We start from the raw sequence: 23,867 nt of genomic DNA on the forward strand, positions 1-23,867 counted from the left end.
AATAAACATAAATGCATATACTGGAAAAGGGAGAAATTGTGATGTGAGAGTCCCATGCAGCCTCAGGATCATCTTTTGACCGATTTGCGTGCCGCCACGATGTCAAACGCGGATGCCTATGGGTTGATTGACGATGCAGCCATTGCCGTTCAGGCGGGAAAAATCGCCTGGGTTGGTCCGCGAGCGGATGTGCCAGATGCCTATGCGGCTCTGCCTCAGCGCGCGCTCGAAGGTCGATTGGTAACCCCTGCGCTGATCGACTGTCACACCCATGTGGTGCATGGCGGCCATCGCGCGGTTGAGTTTGAGATGCGCCTGAACGGGGCCAGCTATGAAGAGGTTGCGCGCGCGGGTGGCGGTATCATTTCGACCGTGGCTGCAACCCGTACCGCCAGCGTCGCCGATCTGATCGCGCAGGCATTGCCGCGCGTGGACGCCATGCTGGCCGAAGGTGTGGCGGTAATTGAGGTCAAATCAGGCTATGGGTTGAATCGAGACACCGAACTGAACATGCTGCGCGCCGCCCGTGCATTGCCGCAGCATCGTCCAGTGAGGGTTGTGACCAGTTTTCTGGGCGCACATGCTGTGCCAGGAGAATATAACGGACGTCCCGACGCCTATATTGCCGAGGTCTGTATCCAGACTCTGCGTGCGGCCCAAGCCGAAGGGCTGGTGGATGCGGTGGATGCGTTCTGTGAGGGAATTGCCTTTCAACCCGAACAGCTGGTGCCTTTATTCGACGTGGCGCAAGAGCTTGGTTTGCCAATCAAACTCCATGCCGAGCAGTTGTCCAATCTAGGCGGCGCAAAGCTGGCAGCCTTATATGGTGCTCTGTCGGCGGATCACATTGAATATCTGGACGAAGACGGGGCGCTCGCCATGGCCCAGGCGGGCAGCGTCGGTGTGATCCTGCCTGGCGCCTTCTACACCCTGCGCGAGACGCAGGCCCCACCCATCGACTTGCTGCGCAAACACAATGTGCCGATGGCCCTGGGAACGGATTGCAATCCTGGCTCGGCTCCGATGACCTCGTTGCTGTTGACCATGAATATGGGTTGCACTCTGTTCCGCATGACACCCGAAGAGGCATTGCGGGGTGTAACCACCCATGCCGCCCGTGCCTTGGGGCTGAAGGACTGCGGCCAGATTGCCCCTGACTTGCGCGCAGATCTGGCCGTTTGGGATGTGGCCCACCCAGCCGAGCTGGCCTATCGCATTGGATTTAACCCGCTTCATGCCCGCATCATCGGAGGTGCAGTTTGACAACCCTGACACTCACGCCTGGCGCTGTTTCACTGGCGCAGCTGGAACAGGTCTATCGCGAAGAGTGCGCTGTCAGACTGGACCCGGCGTGCCGGCCTGATATCGAAGCTGCTCATGCCCGAATTGCAGATGCGGCGGCGGGTGAGGCGGCGGTTTACGGGGTCAATACCGGCTTTGGCAAACTGGCCAGCGTCAAGATCGCGGCCGAGGATACGGCAACCTTGCAGCGCAACCTGATCCTGTCGCATTGCTGTGGCGTGGGCCCAGCCATCCCGCGGGCGCATGCGCGGTTGATGATGGCGCTGAAACTGCTCAGTCTTGGGCGCGGCGCATCTGGTGTGCGGCTGGAGCTGATCGATCTGCTAGAGGCGATGTTGGACAAGGGTGTGACGCCTGTGATCCCGGCGCAGGGTTCGGTCGGGGCTTCGGGCGATCTGGCACCGTTGTCTCACATGGCTGCGGTGATGATGGGGGCGGGTGAGGCAGAGTTTGACGGTAAGGTCATGGCGGGCGGTCCGGCATTGGCGGCTGCCGGTCTGACGCCGGTGGAACTGGGCCCGAAAGAAGGTTTGGCGCTGATCAATGGCACCCAGTTTTCGACCGCGTTTGCACTGGCGGGTTTGTTTGGGGCATGGCAGGCGGCGCAAAGCGCGTTGGTCACGTCGGCGCTCACGACCGATGCCATCATGGGATCGACTGCGCCGTTACAGCCCGAGATTCATGCTCTGCGCGGCCATCGCGGCCAGATCGAAGCAGGAGCAACCATGCGCGCGCTATTGGCTGGATCGGTGATCCGCGAAAGCCACCGCGAGGGCGACACGCGGGTGCAGGACCCGTATTGCATTCGCTGTCAGCCACAGGTCGTAGGCGCGGCGATGGATGTGCTGCGCCAGGCCTCTGTGACGCTTGAGATTGAGGCGAATGCCGCCACCGACAACCCTTTGGTGTTGTCTGAAACCGGTCTGATCGTTTCAGGTGGTAACTTCCATGCGGAACCGGTGGGTTTTGCCGCTGACATGATCGCTCTGGCCGTGGCTGAGATTGGGGCGATCGCCCAACGCCGTATCGCGCTGATCGTCGATCCGGTGCTCAGCTTTGATTTGCCGCCGTTTCTGACACCCAATCCGGGCCTGAACTCGGGCCTGATGATCGCCGAGGTCACCACGGCGGCTTTGATGAGCGAAAACAAACATCTGGCCAACCCCTGCGTGACGGATAGCACACCGACCTCGGCCAATCAGGAGGACCACGTCAGCATGGCCGCCCATGGCGCGCTGCGTCTGGGGCAGATGGTGACCAATCTGGAACGTATTCTCGGTGTCGAATTATTATGTGCCACGCAAGGCGTCGAGTTCCGCGCGCCTTTGCCAACCAGCGAGACCTTGCAGGGCGTGATGGCGCGGCTGCGCGCCTTAGTGCCGCCGCTTGGTGAAGACCGCTATACCGCTCCCGATATCGAGGCAGCCTATAGACTGATTGCTAGTGGTGAGATTGCACAGAACACAGGCGTCGATATGCCGGAACTGGGCGCATGATCGATCCAGTTGAAGTCACTCAAGGCGACAGCCCCATCGTGCTGGGCCTGCCTCATACCGGCACGTATGTGCCGCCTCAGATCGAAGCCAAGCTGAACAACCGGGGCAGGGGGCTGGCAGACACCGACTGGCATATTGACCGGCTCTATGATGGGCTGATCCCCGGTGCCACGACGGTGCGCGCCACTTTTCATCGTTATGTGATCGATGCCAATCGCGATCCGGCGGGCGTGTCGCTTTATCCCGGTCAGAACACCACAACGCTTGTGCCGCTGACGGATTTTGACGGCCAAGGCATCTGGGAGCAGCCGCCGTCCGAGGCGGAAATCGCGGAACGTAGGGCTATGTTCCACGCACCGTATCACGCCGCGCTCGAGGCCGAGCTGGCGCGGGTGAAGGCGATCCACGGGGTGGCGGTATTGTATGATTGCCATTCGATCCGCAGCCACATCCCGTTCCTGTTCGACGGCACTCTGCCAGACATGAACCTCGGCACAAATGGCGGCGTCACCTGTGCGCCGGAGGTTGAGGCGATTGCCCATGAATTTGCCGCCTCGTCCCCCTATAGCACCGTCCTGAACGGGCGTTTCAAAGGCGGGTGGACCACCCGGCATTATGGCCGCCCTGCTAAGGGCGTCCACGCCATCCAGATGGAACTGGCCCAGTCCACTTATCTAAACGCCGAAACGGCACCATGGACCTATGACACCCAAAAAGCCGATCGTCTGCGACGTTGGCTCAAAGACATACTCGACGCTATCCACGACACTGCATTGGAGCTTGCCCGATGACCGACCCTCGCAAAAACACCCGTGATATCTATCCACCCACAGGGCCCGAACTGAACGCCAAGAGCTGGATGACCGAGGCGCCGCTGCGGATGATGATGAACAACCTTCACCCGGATGTGGCCGAGAACCCGCATGAGCTGGTGGTCTACGGGGGCATTGGCCGTGCCGCACGGACGTGGAAGGATTTTGACACCATCGTCGCCAGCCTCAAGGATCTGGAAGAGGATGAAACGCTGGTGGTTCAATCGGGCAAACCGGTGGCCATCGTGCGGACGCATGCGGATGCGCCTCGGGTGCTGATCGCCAACTCGAACCTCGTGCCGCATTGGGCCAATTGGGATCATTTCAACGAGCTCGATAAGAAGGGCCTGATGATGTACGGCCAGATGACCGCGGGCTCGTGGATTTACATTGGCACGCAGGGCATCGTTCAGGGCACATATGAAACCTTTGCCGAGGCCGGGCGGCAGCATTATGGCGGTGACCTCACCGGCAAATGGATTCTGACCGGTGGTCTGGGCGGTATGGGTGGTGCGCAGCCTCTGGCCGCGGTCTTTGCCGGGGCCTGCTGTCTGGCGGTCGAGTGCAACCCGGACAGCATCGATTTCCGTCTGCGCACCAAATATCTGGACGAAAAGGCCCAGACGCTGGACGAAGCGCTGGCGATGATCGACCGCTGGACCAAGGCGGGTGAGGCCAAGTCGGTTGGCCTGCTGGGCAATGCCGCCGAGATTTTCCCCGAGATCTACACGCGGATGCAGGCCGGTGGCATGCGTCCCGATATCGTCACCGACCAGACCAGCGCACATGACCCGGTCAACGGCTATCTGCCCATTGGCTGGACCATGGCGCAGTGGAAGGACAAGCGTGAAAGCGATCCCAAGGCGGTCGAAAAAGCCTCGCGCGCCTCGATGAAACAGCACGTGGCCGCGATGGTCGACTTCTGGAACGCAGGCGTTCCGACATTGGACTATGGCAATAACATCCGGCAAGTGGCGCAGGATGAGGGTCTGGAGAACGCCTTTGCCTTCCCTGGCTTTGTACCCGCCTATATCCGCCCGCTATTCTGCCGTGGCATCGGCCCGTTCCGCTGGTGCGCGCTGTCGGGTGATCCGGAGGATATCTACAAAACCGACGCCAAGATGAAAGAGCTGTTCCCCGAGAACACCCATCTGCACAATTGGCTCGACATGGCGCAGCAGCGGATCGCGTTTCAGGGCCTGCCAGCACGTATCTGCTGGATCGGGTTGGGTGATCGTCACAAGGCCGGATTGGCCTTCAATGAAATGGTTCGGAACGGGGAGTTAAAAGCACCCGTGGTGATTGGCCGGGACCATTTGGACAGCGGCTCAGTCGCCTCGCCGAACCGTGAAACCGAGACGATGAAAGATGGCTCGGATGCTGTGTCGGATTGGCCGTTGTTGAACGCGCTGGTCAATACCGCATCGGGCGCGACTTGGGTCAGCCTGCACCATGGCGGAGGGGTCGGCATGGGCTTTAGCCAGCATGCGGGCGTGGTGATCTGTGCTGACGGCACCGACGCGGCTGCGAAACGTCTGGAGCGGGTGCTGTGGAATGACCCGGCATCCGGCGTGTGGCGCCATGCGGATGCGGGGTATGACATCGCCAAGGAGTGCGCCCGCGAGCATGGGCTGCGTTTGCCGGGTATTCTGGGTTGATCGCATGCAAGAGAGCCAGGCTGAGTCAGGCCTGGCTCATTTGATCAGACCGACGACAGCGCCGCGCGGCACCAGACGCAATCGTGGTCGGAAAGCGGTGTTCCCTCATCCGAGATCGAGGTCAGAAGCCCCTTTTTTTCACATCTCAGATCGCGACCGGCGAACCAGTCCAGCTTCATCACCCGTTGAGGATGTGGGGTGATCAGGCTGGGGCGGGTGGTTGTACCGTCGGCTGTGAAACCCCAATCGTAACCGCGCGTTTCCGCCAGACCAAAAAGGCTCTCGTTCTGCCAGTTGAAATCCGGGGGCAGGTGGTTGCCGGTATTCAGATCTCCGCCGATCAAAACGGGTATTCCCGGTGCGAAGCTGTCGATTTCATTGAGCAAGACATCGAACTGCGTGTGGCGATGCGCTGCGTCGGCGTTGCTTTCCAGATGGGTGGACACCACGCAGACCGGGCCGTTTTCGGTTGGTAGAACGGCCGCGATGGCCATGCGACCGCCGACACGCGGTTGATCTGGGTCAGCCGCACCGTCATCGCAAGAGAACCAGTGGCCATGGTCGTCCAGCCGGATCAGGGCGGTGCGTTCGAACGGCACCGAAGACAGGATCGCATTGCCATGCCATCCCAGTATGTTGAAGTCGTCTTTGCAGAAATGGCGCTCGGTCGGGCCGCCCAGATCAAGCTCATGAAACTCGACCCCAAAGGCGTAGACCATTCCAAGGGCATCTGCCATCGCCTCGGTCGTGTGCCGTTGCGATGTACGCGCCATGCCGTGATCGACCTCGGACAGTAGGACAACATCGGGGCTGATCTGACCAAGATGCGCGGCGGTTGCCTCGGGGAACAGGCAGCGTTCCACATTCCATGCGGCCACGGTGAACTGCTCGGGCAGAGAGGATATCTGCGCCTGCCCGCCAAGCTGCAGCGCATTCATCGCTCGAATATTGCGCAGCAACTCTCGATGTGCAGCAGCGGTTCGCGGTGCGGACAATATGCTTATCCGCTGATCCGGTGTCACAGCGGGAAGCACATCCAAAACGTCTGTGATCAAATGACTTTTCCTGTTTCCACATCAAACAGACGCAGCGCGTCGGGTTTCAGGGTGATCTGGGTCTCGCCTGTTTGGGCCGCGTGATCTTTGCTGACCAGGACGGTGAAGGGCTGACCGCCAAGCTGACCGTGCAGCAACCGATGCGCGCCCAGTTCTTCAAGGATATCCACCTGAAACGGCACGGAACCTTGACCATCCAGTTCGATATCTTCGGGTCGGATGCCGAGTGTCACCGGCCCATTGGCAGATGTTGGCGCGGTCATGATCCCGTCATAGCCGTTGATCCGCACCTGGCCTTGATCGACCTGCGCCTCAATCAAATTCATCGGCGGCGCACCCATGAATGAGGCAACAAAGGTCGAGGCCGGGTTGTGATAGATCTCCGAAGGCGTGCCGATCTGTTCGATCCGGCCGGCGTTCAGCACGATGATGCGGTCTGCCATGGTCATGGCTTCGACCTGATCGTGGGTCACATAGACGGCCGTCGTGCCAAGGCGGCGTTGCAGGGCCTTGATTTCGATCCGCATCTGGTTGCGCAACTTGGCGTCGAGGTTGGACAGCGGTTCGTCAAACAGGAACAACGCCGGATCGCGCACAACAGCGCGGCCCATGGCGACGCGCTGACGCTGGCCACCCGACAATTGCGCCGGTTTACGGTCCAGATATTCGGTCAGGTTCAGCATCTTGGCGGCGTCTTCGACCTTGGCCGCGATCTCGGACGCGGGTGTGCCGCGGTTCTTCAACCCGTAGCCAATATTCTTGCGGACAGTCATATGCGGATACAACGCGTAGTTCTGGAACACCATCGCGATGTCCCGGTCCGCCGGGTCCACGTTGTTGACCACCCGGTCGCCGATTTTCAGCGTACCTTCGGTGATATCCTCCAACCCCGCGATCATGCGCAACAAAGTGGATTTGCCGCATCCCGAAGGGCCGACCAGAACGACGAACTCGCCATCCTGAATGGTGAAACTGGTGGTCTCAACCGCTTTGAAGCCATTGGGATAGACCTTGCGGATGCCCTCTAATGATACCTGAGCCATGCGCGTATTCCTTATTTATCGGATTCTGTGAGGCCCTTGACGAACCAATTCTGGAAGAAGATGACGATCGCAACCGGTGGGATCATCGCAACGATAGCCAGCGCAAGCGCCTGTCCATGCTCGGGGATCTGACTGTCGGTATAGGTCAGCACGATCTGTTTGATCCCACGGACCAGCGTGAAGAAGCTTTCGTCTGTCGTGATCAGCGTTGGCCACAGATACTGGTTCCAGCCAAAGACAAACATGATAATGAAGATCGCCGCGATCATCGTCCGGCTGAGCGGAACGAGGATGTCGACAAAGAACTTCCATGGACCTGCACCATCGATCCGCGCAGCCTCGGCCAGTTCCTCGGGGACGGACATAAAGAACTGTCGGAAGAAGAACGTGCCAGTGGCCGACGCGATCAGCGGGACGATCAGGCCGGTATATGTGTTGGTCAGGCCCAGCTTCTGGATCGCCTCATACGAGGGCAGAATTCGCACCTCAAGCGGCAGCAACAGGGTGGTGAAGATCACCCAGAAGGCAAGCGTTGCAAAGCGCAGGCGGAAATAGACGATGGCATATGCAGCCATCATCGAGATGATGATCTTGCCGACGGCAAAGCCGATGCCCAGGATGAACGAATTCATCAGCATCAATGTGCCGTCAACGGTTTGGGTAAATCCGCCTTTCTCGAACATGGCGGCGTGGAAGTTCTTGCCCAGATCGTCGCCAAGGCCCACCTGAATGCCCTGTCGATGGATGGTGACAGCATCATGGCTGGCTGTGGTCAGCGCCAGCAGGGGTGGGAGGATCATCAGCAATGATCCCAGGATCAGCACAAAGTGATCGCTGATGGTTTCCCAGCGGATTTTGCGGGGGCGGCGGGCGGTTTCGGTCGTCTCAAGGGTTGTATCAGCCATGGTTCGCCCCCTCACGTATAGTGAATCCGGCGTTCAACGAGCCGGAACTGAAAGACGGTCAGGATTAGAACCAGACCCATCAGAATGACAGATTGCGCGGAAGAGCCGCCCAAGTCGTTCCCGCGGAACCCGTCCAGATAGACCTTGTAGACCAGGGTCATCGGATTGTTGCCTGGCTCACCCTTCATCAGCGCGTCAATCACGCCGAAGGTATCGAACAGCGCATAGGTGATATTGATGATCAGCAGGAAGAACGCGGTGGGGGCGAGCAAAGGGAAGGTGACCTGCCAGAATCGCCCCGTGGCAGAGCGGTTGTCGATCATTGCCGCCTCGCGCACCGAGCGCGGGATCGATTGCAGGCCCGACAGGAAGAAGATGAAATTGACCGGGATTTGCTTCCAGACCGATACGATGATCATCGCGGTCGCAGTGGCGTTGTAGTCGACGCCCAGTTTGAAATCCCAGCCAAACATCTGGAAAAACTTGGTCATCGGGCCCGTGCTTTGATCAAAAAACAGGATGCCCAGAAATCCGGCAACAGGCGGCGCGATGGCGTAGACCCACATCAGCAAAGTGCGATAGGTCTTGGCGCCGCGCAGAACCTTATCGGCCTTGACCGCCAACAGCAGCGCGATTGCCAGTGAAAAAAAAGTAACCAGAACCGAGAAGACAATCGTGAACCAGGCAATGCGTTTATACTGATCATTGCCAATCAACGACGTATAGTTGTCGGCCCCGACAAAGGTTGACCCAAATCCGAAAGGGTCTTGCAGGAAGAAGGACGATTGCAGCGCCCATCCCGCAGGCCAGTAAAAGAAGATGGCGATGATCATCAACTGTGGCAGCAGCAAAGCCACAGGAAGCCAGATATTGTCAAAACCCGCGCGTTTCATAGGTCTTCCAGTTGCAGAAATGGGGGATGGCCGCACCCGAAGGCGCGACCATCCTGGGGGTGATCCCAGGGATTAACCCTGAGTCTTTGCAAAGCGGGCCAGCAATTCGTTGGCTTCTGCTTCGATGTTCTGGAACGCGGTTTCCACGTCGGTTTCACCGGTCAGGATACGGCCATATTCGCGGTTCATGATGTCGCGGATCTGGACGTAGAAGCCCATGCGATAGCCTTTGGTGTTGTCACCGGCTTTCGCCTGTAGCTGGTTCACGCCAACTTCGGCTGCCGGGAAGCGGTCATAGTGGCCGTCTTTCTTGGCAACGTCATAAGCAGCTTCGGTGATCGGAACGTAGCCAGTCTCCTGATGCCAGAAATACTGGGTATCGGGCGCGGTCAGGAAGCGGAAGAACTCGGCCGTGGCTTTGTTTTCTTCGTCCGATTTGCCAGCCATCGCGAACAGAGCAGCGCCACCAATGAAGGTTTGTGTCGGCTCAGGCGTCACGGCTTCCCAATAGGGCAGCTCGGTTGCGCTGAATTCAAAGCCCAGATCTTTCTGCAACAGGCCACCAAACGAACCCGAAGACCCCAGCCACATGGCAACTTTGCCTTCTTCGAACGGCTTGGCGTTGTCGCCCCAGCCGGTGCCGTACCATTCAAACAGGCCGTTGTCTTTCCATTCGCTGACAGCGGTGAAATGGGCCTTGATCGCGTCGTTGTTGACCAGGATTTCCGTGTCCATGCCGTCATAGCCATTGTTGTTGGTCGCAAACGGCAGGTTGTGCCGAGACATGAAGTTTTCGGTGAAGATCCAGGGCAGGTGCGACTGGCTCAGCGGGATATAGCCCGCTTCTTTCAGCGCCGGGGCGGTGGTCGACTGGAACTCTTCCCATGTCTTCGGCGGGGTCACGCCAGCGGCTTCCAGCGCGTCGACGTTATAATACAGGATCGGTGTCGACGAGTTGAAGGGCATCCCGATCATCTTGCCATCGCTGTCGGCATAGAAATAACGCACACCGGCGATGTAGTCGTTGATGTCGAAATCGACGCCGTTTTCAGCTAGCAGGTCCTGAACCGGAACGGTCGCGCCCTTTGCGGCGATCACGGTCGCGGCCCCGGCATCAAAGACCTGCATTATGTTCGGTTGCTCACCAGCGCGGAAGGCCGCGATACCAGCAGTAAGCGTCTCTTCGTAGCTGCCTTTGTAGATCGGAGTAATTGTGTACTCGTCTTGCGACGCGTTGAACTTTTCGGCGACCTTGTTGACGGTTTCCCCCAATTGCCCGCCATGGGCGTGCCACCAGGTAATTTCTGTTTCTGCAAAAGCCGTAGTCGCGGTAAACGCGAGGGCAGCAGCCGTTGCGCAAAACTTCAGTTTGGTCATGTTTTCCTCCGGTTCGGTGTCGGCCCCTTGCAGCTAAGAGACCGTTGGCACCTTGTGCCAGTTTATTGTGCAGGCTCCCCTGCGGCGTGTGTCGCGCGCAGCCTCCGTCCTGCATTGTATAGGCACGTCTGGATTCTGCACACGTGCCCACATAATGTTAACGTATGACAGTTCAGTGAAAGATTTCTAGCAATATTGACAAATTCTACCAAATCGAAGGACAGGATGAGCGTGGCTCAGGATCATGACAAACCTGCCGATAGGCGCCGCCGGGTGACCGCGCAAGCCGTTGCAGATGCGGCTGGCGTGTCGCGTTCAGCGGTTTCACGCGCTTTTACGCCAGGTGCGTATCTTGATGAAAGCAAAAGAAGAATCATCGAGAAAGTAGCCCATCACATGGGCTATCAACCAAATGCATTGGCTGCCGGGCTGAAGGACGGGCGCTCGCATCTGGTGGCCGTCTTTGTCGGTAATATGCGCAGCACATATGATTCCGAATTCGTGAGCGCTTTGGTCGGGAAACTGAACGCTTTGAACAAATGGCCGATTCTCATCGATGGCGGGGATCAGCGTGCAGAAGACGCGATTGAGCAGGTTCTGCGCTATCCATTGGACGCTTTGATCCTGCGTGGTGGTAGCATGCCGCGCGCATTGGTCACGCGGTGCACCAAGTTCGGTGTGCCGATGATTTCCACAGGCCGAATCGTCCAGTCGCCGGGTGTCGACAATGTCTGTTGCCGCAATGCCGACGGTACAGGGCTTGCGGCCCAGGTGCTGATCGACAAGGGGCGCACACGGTTTGGGTATCTAGGCGGTGCACCGAGTTTCTCGTCATCGGCTGAGCGTAGATTGGGTGTAATCGATGTTTTGGACAAAGCGGGGTTAAAGCTGATCGCCGAAGCCACAGGGGATTTTACTGTTGAGACTGGGCGCAAGATTGCGCTGAAACTGCTGGCCGAGCACAAGCTAGACGCGTTGGTCTGTGCCAACGATGCCAGTGCGATCGGCGCGCTGACAGCCGCGCGTGAGTTGGGTTTGGATGTTCCGTGCGATCTTTCACTGATCGGGTTTGACGATATCGAAATGGCCAGATGGCCAAATTTCGATCTAAGTACCGTCAACAACCCCATCGATGATGCGGTTGATCAAGTTATTGCGTTGCTTGAACGCAGGTTGGCAGAGCCGGGCAAGCAAAGTGAAACCATCATGATTGATCCATTTTTCGTTCCGCGTGGAACGCATTAGGTCAAACGTTTCGCGCCGATTTGAATAGATACAAGAATACGAAAAGCGACCCGATTGATGTGGTCACGATGCCGACTGGTAACTCCTGCGGGGCCAGCAGCAGTCGGGACACAATGTCAGAGGCGGTCAGAAGGATGGCCCCCACGATGGCCGAGGTGATCAACAGGTTGCGATGCAGCGTTCCTGCGATCCCCCGCGCGATATGAGGGACCATCAGACCGACAAAACCGATGACACCCGCGACTGACACGAAGCTTGCCGTGGCCAAAGCTGCAACAAAGAACATGCGAAAGCGCAGACCCTGAACCGGGATACCCAATGTGGCGGCTGTGAAATCTCCGGTCAGAAGGGCGTCAAGCCAGCGGCTGCGATAGAGTGCATAGCCCAGGATCAGGGCAAGCCCGATCAGGACCAGTGGAAACGTCTCCCACCGCGCAAGGCCCAGTCCGCCCAGCATCCAGAAGATCACCGAATGGGCGGCTCGGTTGTCTCCGGAAAAGATCAGATAGTTGGTGATGGCGGAGAACAGGAAAGACACAGCAAGCCCCGCCAGGATCAGCTTTTCCGGTGCACTTGTGCGCAAACCCTGGACCAAGGCCAGCACGATGCCTGATGCGATCAAGCCACCGCAAAACGCGGCCAGCGGCAGGGTCCAGATGCCCAGCACATCACCGGTGACCGTGATAACCAGCACAGCGCCCGCAGCCGCGCCCGAAGAGAGACCGAATAGAAATGGATCTGCCAAGTCGTTGCGCGTGGTGGTTTGCAGCACCACCCCCACAACACCAAGCCCCGCACCGATGACGGCGGCGAACAGCGCACGCGGCAGGCGCAGATCAAACACGATCCGATGCAGCGGTGACATCTCGCCTTCGGACAGGCCTGTCCCCAAACCAATGGCGGCAATGACATCTGCCACTGGGATCGGGGTTGTACCGTAGACTGTCGACAGCAGCAAAAGGGCGGTCAGAACGACCGCCCCCAGCACCACTATCCGGCCCGTATGGACCATATTAGTTGGTCGCCGTGGGGTGCATCGCATCCGCCATCTTCTGGATCGCGTCGATATTTGCCGGTCCCGGTGTCAGCTCTTCGTAGCGCAGGCCGATCCAGCGTTCATTTTTCACAGCATCTGTTTTGGACATCACCGGGTGCTCTTGCAGGAACTTGAACGTGTCCTCTGCCCCGTTGCCTGTCTGATAGTCAAGCAGCACCAGAAATTCTGGGTTCGATGCAGCAACCGCTTCCCACGAGGTGCGGCCCCAGCTGGTGTCCATGTCATGGGTGACGTTTTCGCCGCCAGCCGCTGCGATCATCGCATCGGGGATGGCGAATTTGCCGGCGGTAAAGGGCGCATCCGCAGGCCCGTCGAGCAGGAAAACACGGGGTTTGGCCAGATCGGCGGTTTTGGCTTTGATGGCAGACAGCTGTTCTTTCCAGCCTGCAACCAGTTCCTCGGCCTTTTCCTCGACGTGCATGACCTGACCCAGGCGCAGCAAATCGTTGAACAACAGGTCCATGCTGGCCTCAGGGCGGTCCTTGTCCAGATGCACGCAGCTTTCGGTCAGGATCATAGTTTTGATGCCGAACGGGGCCAGAGTGTCGGGGGTCACGTCGCCACCGGGCTTCATGCCATAATACCAACCTGCGAAGAACAGATCTGGCTCGGCCGCAACCAGGTTTTCGACGGTTGGGTATTTCGGCGCCAGTTCCGGGATGTCACCGCGAAGTTTATCGAAATCAGGGCTGGTCTTGTACCAACCGGTGATACCGGTCAGGCCAACGATGTGTTCTTGCAGGCCCAGCGCAAAGGCCATGTCGGTCATGTTCATGTCATGCACCACCAGCCGTTCCGGCTTGGCGTCGAACACCAGCGGTTCGCCGCAATTGTCCACGGTTACTTCATGGGCAGCCGCGCCGCTGGCCAAGCCGGTGACCATCAAAGCTGACCAAATTTTCTGTTTCATCAATGTCTCCTGTTAAGATGAAAGCGTTCGTTTTCGGATATCCAGCGCCGGGATCACGCGCCCTTCGTGCTGGAAGCACAGGTAGTCAACACCAAACGTGTCGCGCACATGATCCGGCGTTAGTATCTGGTCGACTCGCCCAAAGCCCGTCATGCGTGTGGATTTCATCAGCGCGACATGGCTGGCGAATTCCGGGATCATGACAAGGTCGTGCACGATCATCACCACCGTCACGCCCAGTTCGGCCACCAGCGACAGCATGTGCCCTTTGGCATCGGGGTCTAGATGATTGGTGGGCTCGTCCAGAAACAGCAGCGAGGGGTTCTGCGCCAATGCACGTGCGATATGGGCGCGTTGGCGTTCGCCACCCGAGAGCCGCTGCATCGGCTTGTCGGCCAGATGGGTCAGCTCGGTCGTGCGTAGAACGCGCGCAAGATCCATCTTGTGATCTTCCGCCGAGCGGTCGCTTTGAATGGGAATCTGGCCGAGCGCAACGTAGTCGCGCAGCTTTAGGCGGCCATCGGGCAGTTCCTGCTGGCCAACAACCGCAATGGTCCGGGCGCGTTCCTGCGCAGACAGGCTGCGCAGGCTTTGACCGTTGATCCGAACGTCCCCCAGCGCCAGACGCTCGACCCCGCAGAGCAGGTTCAGTAGAGTTGTTTTGCCGGCACCGTTCGGACCGGCGATGGCAAGTATGGCCCCTTCTTCCAAAGAGAACGAGACGCCTTGCAGCAACACATCGCCATTCAGGGCGTAGTATTCCAGGTTTTCCGCGACCAGAAAGCTCATGCCTTACCCGCCTTTGGAAGACGGGGCAGGCGTGCCAGAGTTTTGAACAACAAGGCGGGGGGGCGATCCGTTGCGCTGGTCCAGCCGCTCTCGCTATCGCGGTACTGATGGGCGAAGGTGGCGATCGCATCCAGATCGGCGGTGCTTTGTATATCGCCAAACAGGTATTGCGCCTTGCCTTCGGCTTGCAGACCGATGGCCATGGGACGTTCGCATCCTGCCATGCAGGGGATCAGTCGCGTAGCGAACCCGTCAGACAGCGACGCGTCCAGCAGACTTTGGGCGGCGCTGGCTTCGATCTCACCCTGGCAGGTCGAGCAGATCAGCACAAAGTGATCAGCGTTGCGGGTCATTGCCACCCTCAACGCGCAGGACGCCCGTGTCGAAAGTGCCAGTCCCGATAGGACGCATATGTGCCATCAATCCTCCTTCCAGGACGCCCCGTCCCGGGTTGGTTTCACAGGTGATGGCAGGTCTCCTGACTTGCGGGTCGTCGCTTGGCCAACCTTCCCGGCCTTCTCGGGCCAGTGGTGATTTGGCGTCGCTCTCCGCTTACAGTTGCGGGGGCAGTTACGGACTTAGCCTGTTCCGATATTCCGGGGGCCGCACCGTATTCCCATTTTCATCCCGCACCCAAAGCTGCGGGAACCATCACAGGTCAGCTATTCTGGTGAAGATACGCTTGTCAAGTATCGTCGTTAACGACCGAGCACTATTGTACGACCCGCAGGATGGGCCGCCTTTTGACATGCGCGCGACGTTCTCCGTCGGTTGGGAATCGGTTGGCAAGTGTCAGGCCCGCCTGCACGACATGGGCATCCGGATACCCGCCAGAAAGCAATCCAGCGGCATCGCGGGCGGCTGGTGTTTCATCGCGCCGCATGTGATGCAGCATACGCATCAACGCCAGTTCATCACTGGTAAAATGGTTGCGGCTTTCGACGCAGAGCGGGTCGTTGAACGCCAACCCGTAGGGGCGGCTGTAAAGCGTGGCCTTGATGATCTTGTAGACCAGATGGGCCAAGGTCAGACCCTGATCCACGCCCCACCGCTCGATGGCGGTAGAATACGCAAATTGCCAGGATTGCGTATCGGGCTCTGCAAAACTTTGAATGAAATGGCGCATCACCGGCAGGAGCCCGTGCTCGAAATCGTCAAATTCGAATTGGACCAGTGGGCCGATCGATTTGTTTTCAGGAGGTGTCATGCGCATTTCTTCCCTTGTTTTGCGACGCGGGATATAAGGCTGTGCACGTTTTCTGGCAGATTGTTCTGATCGATGGGTTGGTCAGACTGCGTGGTGGATACGTGGCCTGGAAACCGTAAATCAGCCTCAATCGCTTGCCGCAATTTCGGTTTCAGAGCGCAGCCATGACGGCTTGCGATGGCATCCATTGCCAGAAGATCTGCAAGTGAATTTGCCATTGAATACACCCCTTTTGGTCGCTGGTCCTGACCGGGCGTGATTCTGGGGGATCTGACTAGGTCGGTTGGTAACTGACAAAAATACTTGGGTAATGCAACAGGGAAATGCCTGGCCCCGATGCAGGGGCCGGTTGTCGCTTTTTAGTCCACCGCTACCGGATCAGATCAGTAATCCGCAACCAGCAGGAATTCGGCCTCGGTATCTTCTTCGATCGTGGCAAAGCGGGGGATGGGTTGTTCGAACACGTTATCGGTGCGGTCGTCGTTTACGGTTGAGACCTCACCGATCAGGCAATCCCCGCGCTCGGCCCAGAAGGCGTGCCAGATGCCGGGCATCAGGGTCACGCTTTCGCCGGGTTTCAGGCGCAGCAATTCGCCCGGAGTTATGGTGATATCGCATCCATCGCTGGGCACCACAACCGGTGTGTCGCGATCAATACTGCCATCGAGGTTCGAGGCATAGATCTCCATCACCAGATCGCCGCCGCCCCGGTTGATGATATCTTCGGCTTTGACGATATGGCGATGCATCGGCGATAGCTGCTTGTCGCGCGAGATCAGCAGTTTTTCTGCATAAAGCATCCCGCGACCGTGGCTCAGATCGTTCTCATCTCCATTGCGCAGGGTGAACAGGAACAGGCCAAGCTCATCAAATTTGCCTTGCCCGTAATCGGTGATGTCCCATCCCAGTCCCCGGGCGCGGATCGTGTCGGCCTTGGCGCTGCGCATCTGATCCGGAGACCAGTTGGCAAAGGGGGGCAGGATGAACCCGAAAGACTGGATAAAGGCCTGTGCATCGGTCTTGACGCGGTTGATGTCGGAACGTTTCATGTGACTTCCCTTTTTGGGGCTAGAGCTCGTGCGCCCAGGGTGGGTTGGCCCCGGCACGCGACACGGTGACTGCTGCAACATCTGCACCCAACGCTAAAGCGGCGCGCAGGCTTTCTTTTGTCAGATCGCGCAGCCCGGGTTTGGTCAGATGTCCGGAACGGTGAAGTTCGGCCAGCACACCGGCGTTGAACGTATCACCCGCCCCCACTGTATCGACGACCTGAACCGCTTTAACCGGTATCGTGGTTTCCGAGCCATCGCATAGATAACCCGAAGCCCCTTGGCTCCCACGTGTAACAATCACAACCGCGGGTCCGGCTTGCAGCAACAAAGGCACCTTTTCCGCATGGGTTTCGGGCCCCGGAATGATCCAGTCCAGATCCTCATCCGAGACTTTGAGTATATCGGTCTGCGCAATCATGGCATTCAAACGGGTGCGATATCTGGTCTGATCCTGGATAAATCCCGGTCGGATGTTGGGGTCCAACATCACCGCTCGATCCGTCCCGTGATGGCTTAGCAAGGCAGCATAGGCATCGGCGCAGGGTTCGCAGGCAAGACTGATACCGCCTAGATACAGGGTCGAGATAGCGGGCAGTTGGTCGGGCATATCCTCGGGCTGAAGCATGCGCCCGGCGGTGTTCTCATCCACGAAATTATAGGATGCGTGACCCTCGACCAGTTTCACAAACGCCAACGTGGTGGGGCGGTCGCTGGTGATCACATGGGAGGTCTCCACATGGCTCGCTTTCAGCGTATCCGCCAATTGTTCACCAAACATATCGGACGACAGGCCCGTCAGCATGCCAACAGGCGCGCCCAATCTCCCCAACGCGATCGCCGTGTTGAAGATTGCACCTCCAGAATGGGGTACATAGCCTTGTGCGCCCGAGACTGTAGGCTCGGTGATCATATCGATCAGCGCTTCTCCGCAGCACAGGATCATCCCGTGTCCCTTCATTGAGAATTGTCAGGCGGTTCTACCGCATGAGTGCATTTTTGCAGAAGTTGTTAGCGCCAACAATGCCAAATTCGACCTGTTCGGAAACATAGAGATCCATTCCGCGCCGCAGCTCGCTGAACCGGCCACCATTGTTGAAGGCATCCAGAAAACTGTCTCCGAACAGCCAGCGGTTCTTTTCCGCCACGCCACCGACCAGAAAGACGCCGCCTATAGGCATCAATGTGACGGACATATCCCCTAGCAAAGCGCCCAGATGCGTTGTGAACAGCGCTGCGGTTTGAACTGCGTGCGGATCAGTGCCGGATCGCGCATCCTGCAGGATATCCCGCGCCGAGCGAGCAGAGATATTGGTTTGACCCGCCGCCATTGCCACTGCTCGGTACAAGATCGGTAGTCCGGTGCCGCTGAGGAACATCTCAGCTTCCAAACTCAGGCTGTCGCCAAAGAAGCATTCGGGTGCAATACGCCGGGCCGCGTCAAAGATATCAACCTCATCCCGGTGGCGCGGCGCAAGGCCGACATGGCCTCCTTCGCCCGAGACGGTGTGATAATGCCCTTCGGAATACAGCAACGCCCCGACACCCAGCCCAGTTCCGGGTCCGACCACCAGCCGCGTGCCGAGTGGCGGCGTGGGCGCCCCCTGCAAGACGGTAATATCATCGGGCGTAATCTCGGCCACCGACCATGCAGCGGCGGTGAAGTCGTTGATGACATAAGTGTGCCGGGCACCGGTGGCTTCGGCCAGCTCAGCCTCGGACAAGTCCAGATTTGCGTTTGTCAGTTGAATCACGCCAGCCTGAACCGGGCCTGCACCTGCGGCAACAACTGCCTGAGGATCAGTTCCGACGTCATCTCGCAAACTGTGAAATGCGTTAAGTAAGTCGGACAAGGAGCCGGTTGGATGTTTGCGCAATTCTGTCAGCGCACCGTTTTCGACAACCCCAAGCCGGGTATTGGTGCCACCGATATCGGCCACCAGGTTCCAATGCTCATGGACTGCCCCTGCTGGCTGCGCGAGTGGCAGGGCAACAGGGTTCCCTTTGGCCAGCGCGGCTTTTAGGGCGAGATATGAGGCTTTGGGTTTACGCTCCAGCGTCTCGAAGTCCACATCGACCAGACCGAACCGCTTCTCATACCCAAAAGCCCATTCGTAGTTGTCGAGAAGTGACCAGACAAAATAGCCTTTGACTGGGACGCCCTGATCCAACGCATCCTGAACGGCCGCAAGGTGCTGGTTTAGGTAATCGATTCGATCATCGTCCTGATCCCGTTTAGGACTGGCCATGCCGTTTTCGGTCACAAATAGGGGAAGGTCGCCAGTGTATTCCTGCGCCGTTCGGGTCAAAAAGCGGGTGAGGGCGGCTGGTTCGATCTCCCATTCCATCTGGGTTTTGGGCAAAGGTCCGGGAACCTCTTTCAGGCTGGGCCAGGCGGTATCAGACGGGGCAATCAGCTTACGGGTGTAATAGTTCAGCCCACACCAATCGACAGGTGCGCCGATGGTGCCAAAGTCGTCCTGCCAACCGGTCGGCAAATGAGGCGCGAGCCCCTCCAGAACATTCGCTGGATAAGTCTTCTTGAACGCACCGCCCAGAAAGAACCGGTTATAGATCCCATCATATAAATCCGCGGCCTTGCGGGCCTCGGGGCTGTCATCGGCGGGTTCGGCCCATTCCAAATTGAACACCGCACCGAGATTGGACATTCCAAGCCCGCGCATCGCCTGAATGGCGCGGCCATGGGCCAGCAGCACGTGATGCATGGCGCGCGCTGCAGCTCGGATATCGCGCATGCCGGGGGCGTGGTGGCCTTCGAAATGGCTCAGCCAGCTAACGCACCAGGGCTCGTTGATGGGGGCGACGCTATACATGCGATCCCCGATCCGGCCCATGATGATCTCGGTGAAATCGGCAAACCACCCGGCGATATCGCGGTTGCGCCAGCCACCCAGATCAGCAAGGGCCGAGGGCAATTCCCAGTGATAGAGCGTGGCACAGGGCCTGATATTGCGCTCTAGCAAGGCATCGGTGAGGCGGTCATAATAATCGAGCCCGGATTGGTTCACCGACCCGCGCCCGTCGGGCAGCACGCGGGCCCAACTGGTGGAAAAACGGTAACAATCAAATCCCGCATCGCGCACCAGATCGAAATCTTCCGGAAACCTGTTCAGATGACCGCAGGCCAGATCACCGTTTTCCTGACGCACGACATTACCGGGCGAGGCGGCGAAGGTATCCCAATGGGTCTGACCAGCCCCACCTTGGGCGTGACCTTCTATCTGATAAGCAGAGGTTGCCACACCAAAGAGGAAGTCTTTGGGAAAGTCAGAACGAGTATATTTCATTGCTAGTACCTGTTGGGCGCCGGGCCTGTTGATCTGCCTACTACCAGTTCAGCTTCCAGCAATCTAGTTTTGGTCGGGGCATCCGGGGATTTGATGCGTTCGATCAGCATATTGGCCGCTATCTCTCCGGCCTTGCGAACAGAGGAGCGGGTGGCGGTAAAGATCGGAACATCCTGTCCATTCTTGAGATAGGACAGGTCATCGTCATGGGCGATGACGGATACATCGCGCCCCATTTGCAAGCCCGCTTCGTCAATTGCGCGCCGAACGCCGATAGCAGAAATCATCGAAGAAATCAGGATTGCGGTTGGTGGATCATCAAGGGCAAGCATCGTGCGTGTTTCGTGGTGACCATAGACTTCGGTCATCTCGGCGCTGCGCATCAGATTAGGTTCAGGTGCGATCCCTGCCTGCGCCAGTGCAGCAAGATAGCCATCACGGCGGCGCTGGGCGAAATCCATGTCTTCAAGGCCGTTGATCAATGCGATGCGCCGATGGCCCAGATCCAGCAGGAATTGGGTCGCCCGCAGGAACGAGCTTTTGTTGTTCACATCAATCCAGTCATAGGGCAGGTCTACACCCGTCGAACGGCCATGCACAATGAACGGAACTGACATCTTGCTGAGTACCGAGATTCGATGCTCGTTCACTTTGGGACCCTGCAGAACCACGCCATCAACTGCGCCGCGCTGGAACAGGCTGCGATAGGCTTCTTCGATCGAGGTGTCATCGGCGTTGGTGAACATCATGTCATAGCCATGCTCGGTATATGTTTTCACGGCACCAGCAACGAAATCCCCGAAGATGGGGTTCACCATCTCGTGCTGGGACGAGCTGGGGATCACATGACCGATGACCATGGATTTGCCTGTCGCCAAGCCCTTGGCGCGGCTGTTTGGACGATAGCCATGTTTGGCAGCTGCTGCCTGAACGCGCGCGCGCGTGGTCTCATTCACTTCCGGATAGCCGTTTAGGGCGCGACTGACAGTGGTCGGCGACAACCCAAGCATATCCGAAAGTTCTTTTAGCGTCATAAGGTGCTCATATCCTGCAAGCGCTTTGAATTCTTTGAACTCATCTGTTGCGTTTCGTCATACTCATAAAAAGAGCCATAAAAGTAAAGGTTATTGAATGATAAATCCAAGAGTATTCGGAATCGTTGACTTTGACGCGTAAACGCGCAACTTTACATCTATCCAAAGCGCTTTGGATTGCGGTAGTAAGCTATATTGCCGTGATTCTCGTGTCGGAACGCGTGGCAGTTACGTCGCGGATCGGGTCGGGCCCGAACAACTAAAAGCTTGATAAGCTGTGGGAGGACATCATGAAGAAGTCGTTTTACGCCAGTGCTGCGGCATTGGCGCTGAGTGCGGGGACGGGATTGGCGCAGGCTGATCTGGCATTCACGCCGGGCGAAGGCCCGTTCAATTGGGACAGCTACAATGCCTGGGCAGAAAGCGCGCCGGATTTGAGCGGCCAGACCGTTACCGTCTCGGGTCCCTGGCTTACGCCGGAAGATGGCTATTTCAACAACATGACCGCCTATTTCGAGGCGGCCACAGGCGCGGATGTGATCTACACCGGCTCGGACAGTTTCGAGCAGCAGATCGTTATCGATGCCGAAGCTGGTTCGGCCCCCAATGTTGCGGTGTTCCCGCAACCAGGTCTGGCCTCGATCATGGCGTCCAAAGGACAGCTGTCTCCACTGGGCGAAGACATGGCTGCCTGGGTTGGTGACAACTACGCCGCAGGTGATTCCTGGGTTGATCTGGGCACCTACAAAGACGCTGACGGCAACGACCAGATGTACGGCTTCTTCTACAATGTGAACGTCAAGTCTCTGGTTTGGTACAACCCCGAGAACTTCGAGGATGCCGGATATGAAGTGCCAACGACGATGGAAGAGCTGAAGGCTCTGACCGAACAGATCGTTGCAGATGGTGAAACGCCGTGGTGCATCGGCCTTGGGTCGGGCGCCGCAACTGGCTGGCCTGCGACCGACTGGGTCGAGGACATGATGCTGCGCACCCAGCCGCCGGAAGTCTATGACCAGTGGGTCACCAACGAGATTCCGTTCAACGACCCACGCGTTATCGCTGCAATCGACGAATTCGGTTGGTTCGCGCGCGATGATGCCAAAGTCTCCGGCGGTGCAGGTGCCGTTGCCTCCACCGATTTCCGGGACAGCCCTAAGGGCATGTTTGCCTCACCGCCTGAATGCTATATGCATCGTCAAGCGTCCTTCGTTCCGGCCTTCTTCCCGGAAGACGTAGAATTCGGTCTGGATGCAGATTTCTTCTATATGCCGGCCTTTGCCGACAAGGACTTGGGCAACCCGGTTCTGGGTGGCGGTACGCTGATGGCTGTGAGCAACCCCTCCGACGCGACAACCGCGTTCATGGAGTTCCTCAAACAACCTATCGCGCATGAGATCATGATGGCGCAGACCGGCTTCCTGACACCGCATAAAGGCGTCAATACCGAAGCTTATAAGGATGACACGCTGCGCGGTCTCGGCGACATCCTGCTGGGCGCGACCACGTTCCGTTTTGACGGGTCGGACCTTATGCCAGGTGCTGTTGGTGCGGGCACGTTCTGGACCGGCATGGTTGACTACACCGGTGGCAAATCCGCCGAAGAGGTCACGGGTGAGATTCAGTCCTCCTGGGACGCCATCAAGTAATCTGACAACCCTTTGGGCATCCCGCACGCCGGGGTGCCCAAGCCTGTCGCCGCGAGGGAGGATAGCATGCATCCGGCAATACAAGGCCTGCTGACGATCGCCATTGGTGTGTCGGGATGTGTGGGCTACTTCTACCTATCCAATCAGGTGCTGGACAAATTTCTGTTTCCGGCGCGTGGCCCAAATGCAGGGCGCAATATCAACCGCGCCAACATGATCCGGCCCTGGCTGTTTTTGTTGCCCGCCTTGCTCGCACTGGGTGTGTACCTGGCCTATCCGGTTGTCGAAACCCTACGCCTGTCTCTGACAGACCGCGTTGCGGGTGGAGGCTATGAATGGGCCGGATTTGATAATTATGTGCAAATGGTTGCCGAACCCAAATTCTGGGAGGCAATGCGCAACAACATGTTGTGGCTGATCGTGGTTCCGGCCATGTCCACAGCCTTTGGTTTGCTAGTCGCACAACTGACGGACCGCATCCGCTGGGGAAACGTCGCCAAGTCGTTGATCTTCATGCCGATGGCAATTTCATTCGTCGGTGCCTCGGTGATCTGGAAGCTTGTCTATGATGCGCGGCCCATCGATCAGGACCAGATCGGTGTCCTGAACGCGATCTATATCTTCTTCGGTGGCACCGAGACGCACACCTGGCTGACGCTTCCGTTCTGGAACAACTTCTTCTTGATGGTCGTTCTGGTCTGGATTCAAACCGGCTTTGCAATGGTGATCTTATCCGCCGCCCTGCGCGGTATCCCGGAAGAGACCATCGAGGCTGCCATTTTGGACGGGGCCAACCCGTTCCAGATCTTCTTCAAGATCAAAGTGCCGCAGATCAAAACCACGATTATGGTTGTCTGGACCACCATTACAATCGTGGTTCTCAAGGTCTTTGACATCGTTTTTGCCATGACCAACGGCCAGTGGGAGACGCAGGTTCTGGCCAATTACATGTATGACAAAATGTTCCGCGCCAATGACTGGGGAGTGGGGTCGGCCTCAGCCATGGTGATCATGTTGCTGGTCACTCCGATCCTTGTCTGGAACGTGCGCAATGCGCGCAAAGAAATGCAGTAGGAGG

Annotated in this window: 22 protein-coding genes, 1 pseudogene and 1 riboswitch; of the genes and pseudogenes, 7 read left to right on the forward strand and 16 right to left on the reverse strand. The window is 58.1% G+C overall.

The window, feature by feature from the left end:
* The first annotated feature begins 54 nt into the window (after positions 1-54).
* Genes hutI through hutU form a run of 4 tightly spaced genes read left to right on the forward strand, consistent with a single transcriptional unit; the run spans position 55 to position 5,268 of the window.
* Positions 55-1,263 carry an imidazolonepropionase gene (hutI, locus tag ABLN87_RS14020; RefSeq protein ID WP_353011170.1) on the forward strand — a complete coding sequence of 403 codons (1,209 nt, stop codon included), beginning with the start codon at positions 55-57 and terminating at the stop codon, positions 1,261-1,263.
* Positions 1,260-2,798, forward strand: a complete 1,539-nt coding sequence (gene hutH, locus ABLN87_RS14025; RefSeq protein ID WP_353011172.1) for a histidine ammonia-lyase — start codon at positions 1,260-1,262, stop codon at positions 2,796-2,798. The genes hutI and hutH overlap by 4 nt, the downstream gene beginning before the upstream one ends.
* Entirely contained in the window at positions 2,795-3,589 is a 795-nt protein-coding gene (gene hutG / locus ABLN87_RS14030) for an N-formylglutamate deformylase (RefSeq protein WP_417750400.1), read from the forward strand. Before hutH ends, hutG begins: the two co-directional genes overlap by 4 nt.
* A complete protein-coding gene (gene hutU, locus ABLN87_RS14035; RefSeq protein WP_353011174.1) occupies positions 3,586-5,268 on the forward strand; it encodes a urocanate hydratase in 1,683 nt (560 codons plus the stop codon). Before hutG ends, hutU begins: the two co-directional genes overlap by 4 nt.
* A 44-nt stretch (positions 5,269-5,312) precedes the next feature.
* Here the strand turns inward: hutU and ABLN87_RS14040 are convergent, their stop codons facing one another.
* From ABLN87_RS14040 to ABLN87_RS14060, 5 genes are all read right to left on the reverse strand, one after another.
* On the reverse strand, positions 5,313-6,323 hold the full coding sequence (locus ABLN87_RS14040; RefSeq protein WP_417750401.1) for an endonuclease/exonuclease/phosphatase family protein: 1,011 nt from the start codon (positions 6,321-6,323) through the stop codon (positions 5,313-5,315).
* Positions 6,320-7,366: an ABC transporter ATP-binding protein gene (locus tag ABLN87_RS14045; RefSeq protein WP_353011176.1), complete on the reverse strand. Its 1,047-nt coding sequence runs from the start codon at positions 7,364-7,366 to the stop codon at positions 6,320-6,322. Before ABLN87_RS14045 ends, ABLN87_RS14040 begins: the two co-directional genes overlap by 4 nt.
* Before the next feature lie 11 nt (positions 7,367-7,377).
* Entirely contained in the window at positions 7,378-8,271 is an 894-nt protein-coding gene (locus ABLN87_RS14050; RefSeq protein WP_353011178.1) for an ABC transporter permease subunit, read from the reverse strand.
* A gap of 11 nt (positions 8,272-8,282) precedes the next feature.
* Positions 8,283-9,164 carry an ABC transporter permease subunit gene (locus ABLN87_RS14055; protein WP_170534813.1) on the reverse strand — a complete coding sequence of 294 codons (882 nt, stop codon included), beginning with the start codon at positions 9,162-9,164 and terminating at the stop codon, positions 8,283-8,285.
* Between the two features lie 72 nt (positions 9,165-9,236).
* On the reverse strand, positions 9,237-10,541 hold the full coding sequence (locus ABLN87_RS14060) for an extracellular solute-binding protein (RefSeq protein ID WP_353011181.1): 1,305 nt from the start codon (positions 10,539-10,541) through the stop codon (positions 9,237-9,239).
* Between the two features lie 225 nt (positions 10,542-10,766).
* Here ABLN87_RS14060 and ABLN87_RS14065 point away from each other — a divergent pair, with 225 nt between their 5' ends.
* On the forward strand, positions 10,767-11,786 hold the full coding sequence (locus ABLN87_RS14065) for a LacI family DNA-binding transcriptional regulator (RefSeq protein ID WP_353011182.1): 1,020 nt from the start codon (positions 10,767-10,769) through the stop codon (positions 11,784-11,786).
* A gap of 1 nt (position 11,787) precedes the next feature.
* On the opposite strand, the gene ABLN87_RS14070 is transcribed toward ABLN87_RS14065, so the two are convergent.
* The 11 genes and pseudogenes from ABLN87_RS14070 to ABLN87_RS14120 all read right to left on the reverse strand — a co-directional run bounded on the left by ABLN87_RS14070 (position 11,788) and on the right by ABLN87_RS14120 (position 21,140).
* Positions 11,788-12,798 (reverse strand): FecCD family ABC transporter permease, encoded by a 1,011-nt coding sequence (locus tag ABLN87_RS14070; protein WP_353011184.1) that lies wholly within the window; start codon positions 12,796-12,798, stop codon positions 11,788-11,790.
* Position 12,799: 1 nt separating this feature from the next.
* Entirely contained in the window at positions 12,800-13,753 is a 954-nt protein-coding gene (locus ABLN87_RS14075) for an ABC transporter substrate-binding protein (RefSeq protein ID WP_353011186.1), read from the reverse strand.
* A 12-nt stretch (positions 13,754-13,765) separates the two neighbouring features.
* On the reverse strand, positions 13,766-14,542 hold the full coding sequence (locus tag ABLN87_RS14080; RefSeq protein ID WP_353011188.1) for an ABC transporter ATP-binding protein: 777 nt from the start codon (positions 14,540-14,542) through the stop codon (positions 13,766-13,768).
* On the reverse strand, positions 14,539-14,895 hold the full coding sequence (locus ABLN87_RS14085) for a DUF1636 domain-containing protein (RefSeq protein ID WP_353011190.1): 357 nt from the start codon (positions 14,893-14,895) through the stop codon (positions 14,539-14,541). Before ABLN87_RS14085 ends, ABLN87_RS14080 begins: the two co-directional genes overlap by 4 nt.
* Before the next feature lie 98 nt (positions 14,896-14,993).
* Positions 14,994-15,210, reverse strand: a riboswitch (cobalamin riboswitch).
* Between the two features lie 44 nt (positions 15,211-15,254).
* The gene (locus tag ABLN87_RS14090; RefSeq protein WP_353011192.1) at positions 15,255-15,749 is read right to left on the reverse strand and encodes a hypothetical protein; all 495 of its coding nucleotides are present in this window, start codon (positions 15,747-15,749) and stop codon (positions 15,255-15,257) included.
* On the reverse strand, positions 15,746-15,967 hold the full coding sequence (locus ABLN87_RS14095) for a hypothetical protein (RefSeq protein WP_353011194.1): 222 nt from the start codon (positions 15,965-15,967) through the stop codon (positions 15,746-15,748). Before ABLN87_RS14095 ends, ABLN87_RS14090 begins: the two co-directional genes overlap by 4 nt.
* Positions 15,968-16,132: 165 nt before the next feature.
* Positions 16,133-16,798 carry a D-lyxose/D-mannose family sugar isomerase gene (locus ABLN87_RS14100; RefSeq protein ID WP_353011196.1) on the reverse strand — a complete coding sequence of 222 codons (666 nt, stop codon included), beginning with the start codon at positions 16,796-16,798 and terminating at the stop codon, positions 16,133-16,135.
* Positions 16,799-16,817: 19 nt separating this feature from the next.
* Entirely contained in the window at positions 16,818-17,744 is a 927-nt protein-coding gene (locus ABLN87_RS14105; protein WP_353011386.1) for a carbohydrate kinase family protein, read from the reverse strand.
* Between the two features lie 34 nt (positions 17,745-17,778).
* Complete coding sequence (locus ABLN87_RS14110) at positions 17,779-18,738, reverse strand: glucokinase (RefSeq protein WP_353011388.1); 960 nt, start codon at positions 18,736-18,738, stop codon at positions 17,779-17,781.
* Between the two features lie 63 nt (positions 18,739-18,801).
* A pseudogene (locus ABLN87_RS14115) lies at positions 18,802-20,106 on the reverse strand (GH1 family beta-glucosidase); the annotation flags it as partial.
* Between the two features lie 2 nt (positions 20,107-20,108).
* Positions 20,109-21,140 carry a LacI family DNA-binding transcriptional regulator gene (locus ABLN87_RS14120; protein WP_353011198.1) on the reverse strand — a complete coding sequence of 344 codons (1,032 nt, stop codon included), beginning with the start codon at positions 21,138-21,140 and terminating at the stop codon, positions 20,109-20,111.
* A 290-nt stretch (positions 21,141-21,430) separates the two neighbouring features.
* On the opposite strand from ABLN87_RS14120, the gene ABLN87_RS14125 reads away from it, so the two are divergent.
* Together ABLN87_RS14125 and ABLN87_RS14130 are read left to right on the forward strand one after the other, a co-directional pair.
* Positions 21,431-22,789, forward strand: a complete 1,359-nt coding sequence (locus ABLN87_RS14125) for an ABC transporter substrate-binding protein (RefSeq protein WP_353011200.1) — start codon at positions 21,431-21,433, stop codon at positions 22,787-22,789.
* A 66-nt stretch (positions 22,790-22,855) separates the two neighbouring features.
* Positions 22,856-23,863: a carbohydrate ABC transporter permease gene (locus ABLN87_RS14130; RefSeq protein ID WP_353011202.1), complete on the forward strand. Its 1,008-nt coding sequence runs from the start codon at positions 22,856-22,858 to the stop codon at positions 23,861-23,863.
* Positions 23,864-23,867 lie beyond the last annotated feature (4 nt).

The organism is Ruegeria sp. SCP10 (assembly GCF_040329495.1).
Classification (GTDB): Bacteria; Pseudomonadota; Alphaproteobacteria; order Rhodobacterales; family Rhodobacteraceae; genus Ruegeria.

Bases quoted from the DNA above. Each gene is read 5' to 3' on its own strand.
- ABLN87_RS14065 (WP_353011182.1), top strand. From the start codon at position 10,767: ATGAGCGTGGCTCAGGATCATGACAAACCTGCCGATAGGCGCCGCCGG.
- ABLN87_RS14120 (WP_353011198.1), bottom strand. From the start codon at position 21,140: ATGACGCTAAAAGAACTTTCGGATATGCTTGGGTTGTCGCCGACCACT.
- ABLN87_RS14080 (WP_353011188.1), bottom strand. From the start codon at position 14,542: ATGAGCTTTCTGGTCGCGGAAAACCTGGAATACTACGCCCTGAATGGC.
- ABLN87_RS14075 (WP_353011186.1), bottom strand. From the start codon at position 13,753: ATGAAACAGAAAATTTGGTCAGCTTTGATGGTCACCGGCTTGGCCAGC.
- hutI (WP_353011170.1), top strand. From the start codon at position 55: ATGCAGCCTCAGGATCATCTTTTGACCGATTTGCGTGCCGCCACGATG.
- ABLN87_RS14050 (WP_353011178.1), bottom strand. From the start codon at position 8,271: ATGGCTGATACAACCCTTGAGACGACCGAAACCGCCCGCCGCCCCCGC.
- ABLN87_RS14090 (WP_353011192.1), bottom strand. From the start codon at position 15,749: ATGACACCTCCTGAAAACAAATCGATCGGCCCACTGGTCCAATTCGAA.
- ABLN87_RS14105 (WP_353011386.1), bottom strand. From the start codon at position 17,744: ATGATCCTGTGCTGCGGAGAAGCGCTGATCGATATGATCACCGAGCCT.
- hutU (WP_353011174.1), top strand. From the start codon at position 3,586: ATGACCGACCCTCGCAAAAACACCCGTGATATCTATCCACCCACAGGG.
- ABLN87_RS14060 (WP_353011181.1), bottom strand. From the start codon at position 10,541: ATGACCAAACTGAAGTTTTGCGCAACGGCTGCTGCCCTCGCGTTTACC.
- hutG (WP_417750400.1), top strand. From the start codon at position 2,795: ATGATCGATCCAGTTGAAGTCACTCAAGGCGACAGCCCCATCGTGCTG.
- ABLN87_RS14045 (WP_353011176.1), bottom strand. From the start codon at position 7,366: ATGGCTCAGGTATCATTAGAGGGCATCCGCAAGGTCTATCCCAATGGC.
- ABLN87_RS14095 (WP_353011194.1), bottom strand. From the start codon at position 15,967: ATGGCAAATTCACTTGCAGATCTTCTGGCAATGGATGCCATCGCAAGC.
- ABLN87_RS14130 (WP_353011202.1), top strand. From the start codon at position 22,856: ATGCATCCGGCAATACAAGGCCTGCTGACGATCGCCATTGGTGTGTCG.
- ABLN87_RS14125 (WP_353011200.1), top strand. From the start codon at position 21,431: ATGAAGAAGTCGTTTTACGCCAGTGCTGCGGCATTGGCGCTGAGTGCG.
- ABLN87_RS14070 (WP_353011184.1), bottom strand. From the start codon at position 12,798: ATGGTCCATACGGGCCGGATAGTGGTGCTGGGGGCGGTCGTTCTGACC.
- ABLN87_RS14100 (WP_353011196.1), bottom strand. From the start codon at position 16,798: ATGAAACGTTCCGACATCAACCGCGTCAAGACCGATGCACAGGCCTTT.
- ABLN87_RS14085 (WP_353011190.1), bottom strand. From the start codon at position 14,895: ATGACCCGCAACGCTGATCACTTTGTGCTGATCTGCTCGACCTGCCAG.
- ABLN87_RS14055 (WP_170534813.1), bottom strand. From the start codon at position 9,164: ATGAAACGCGCGGGTTTTGACAATATCTGGCTTCCTGTGGCTTTGCTG.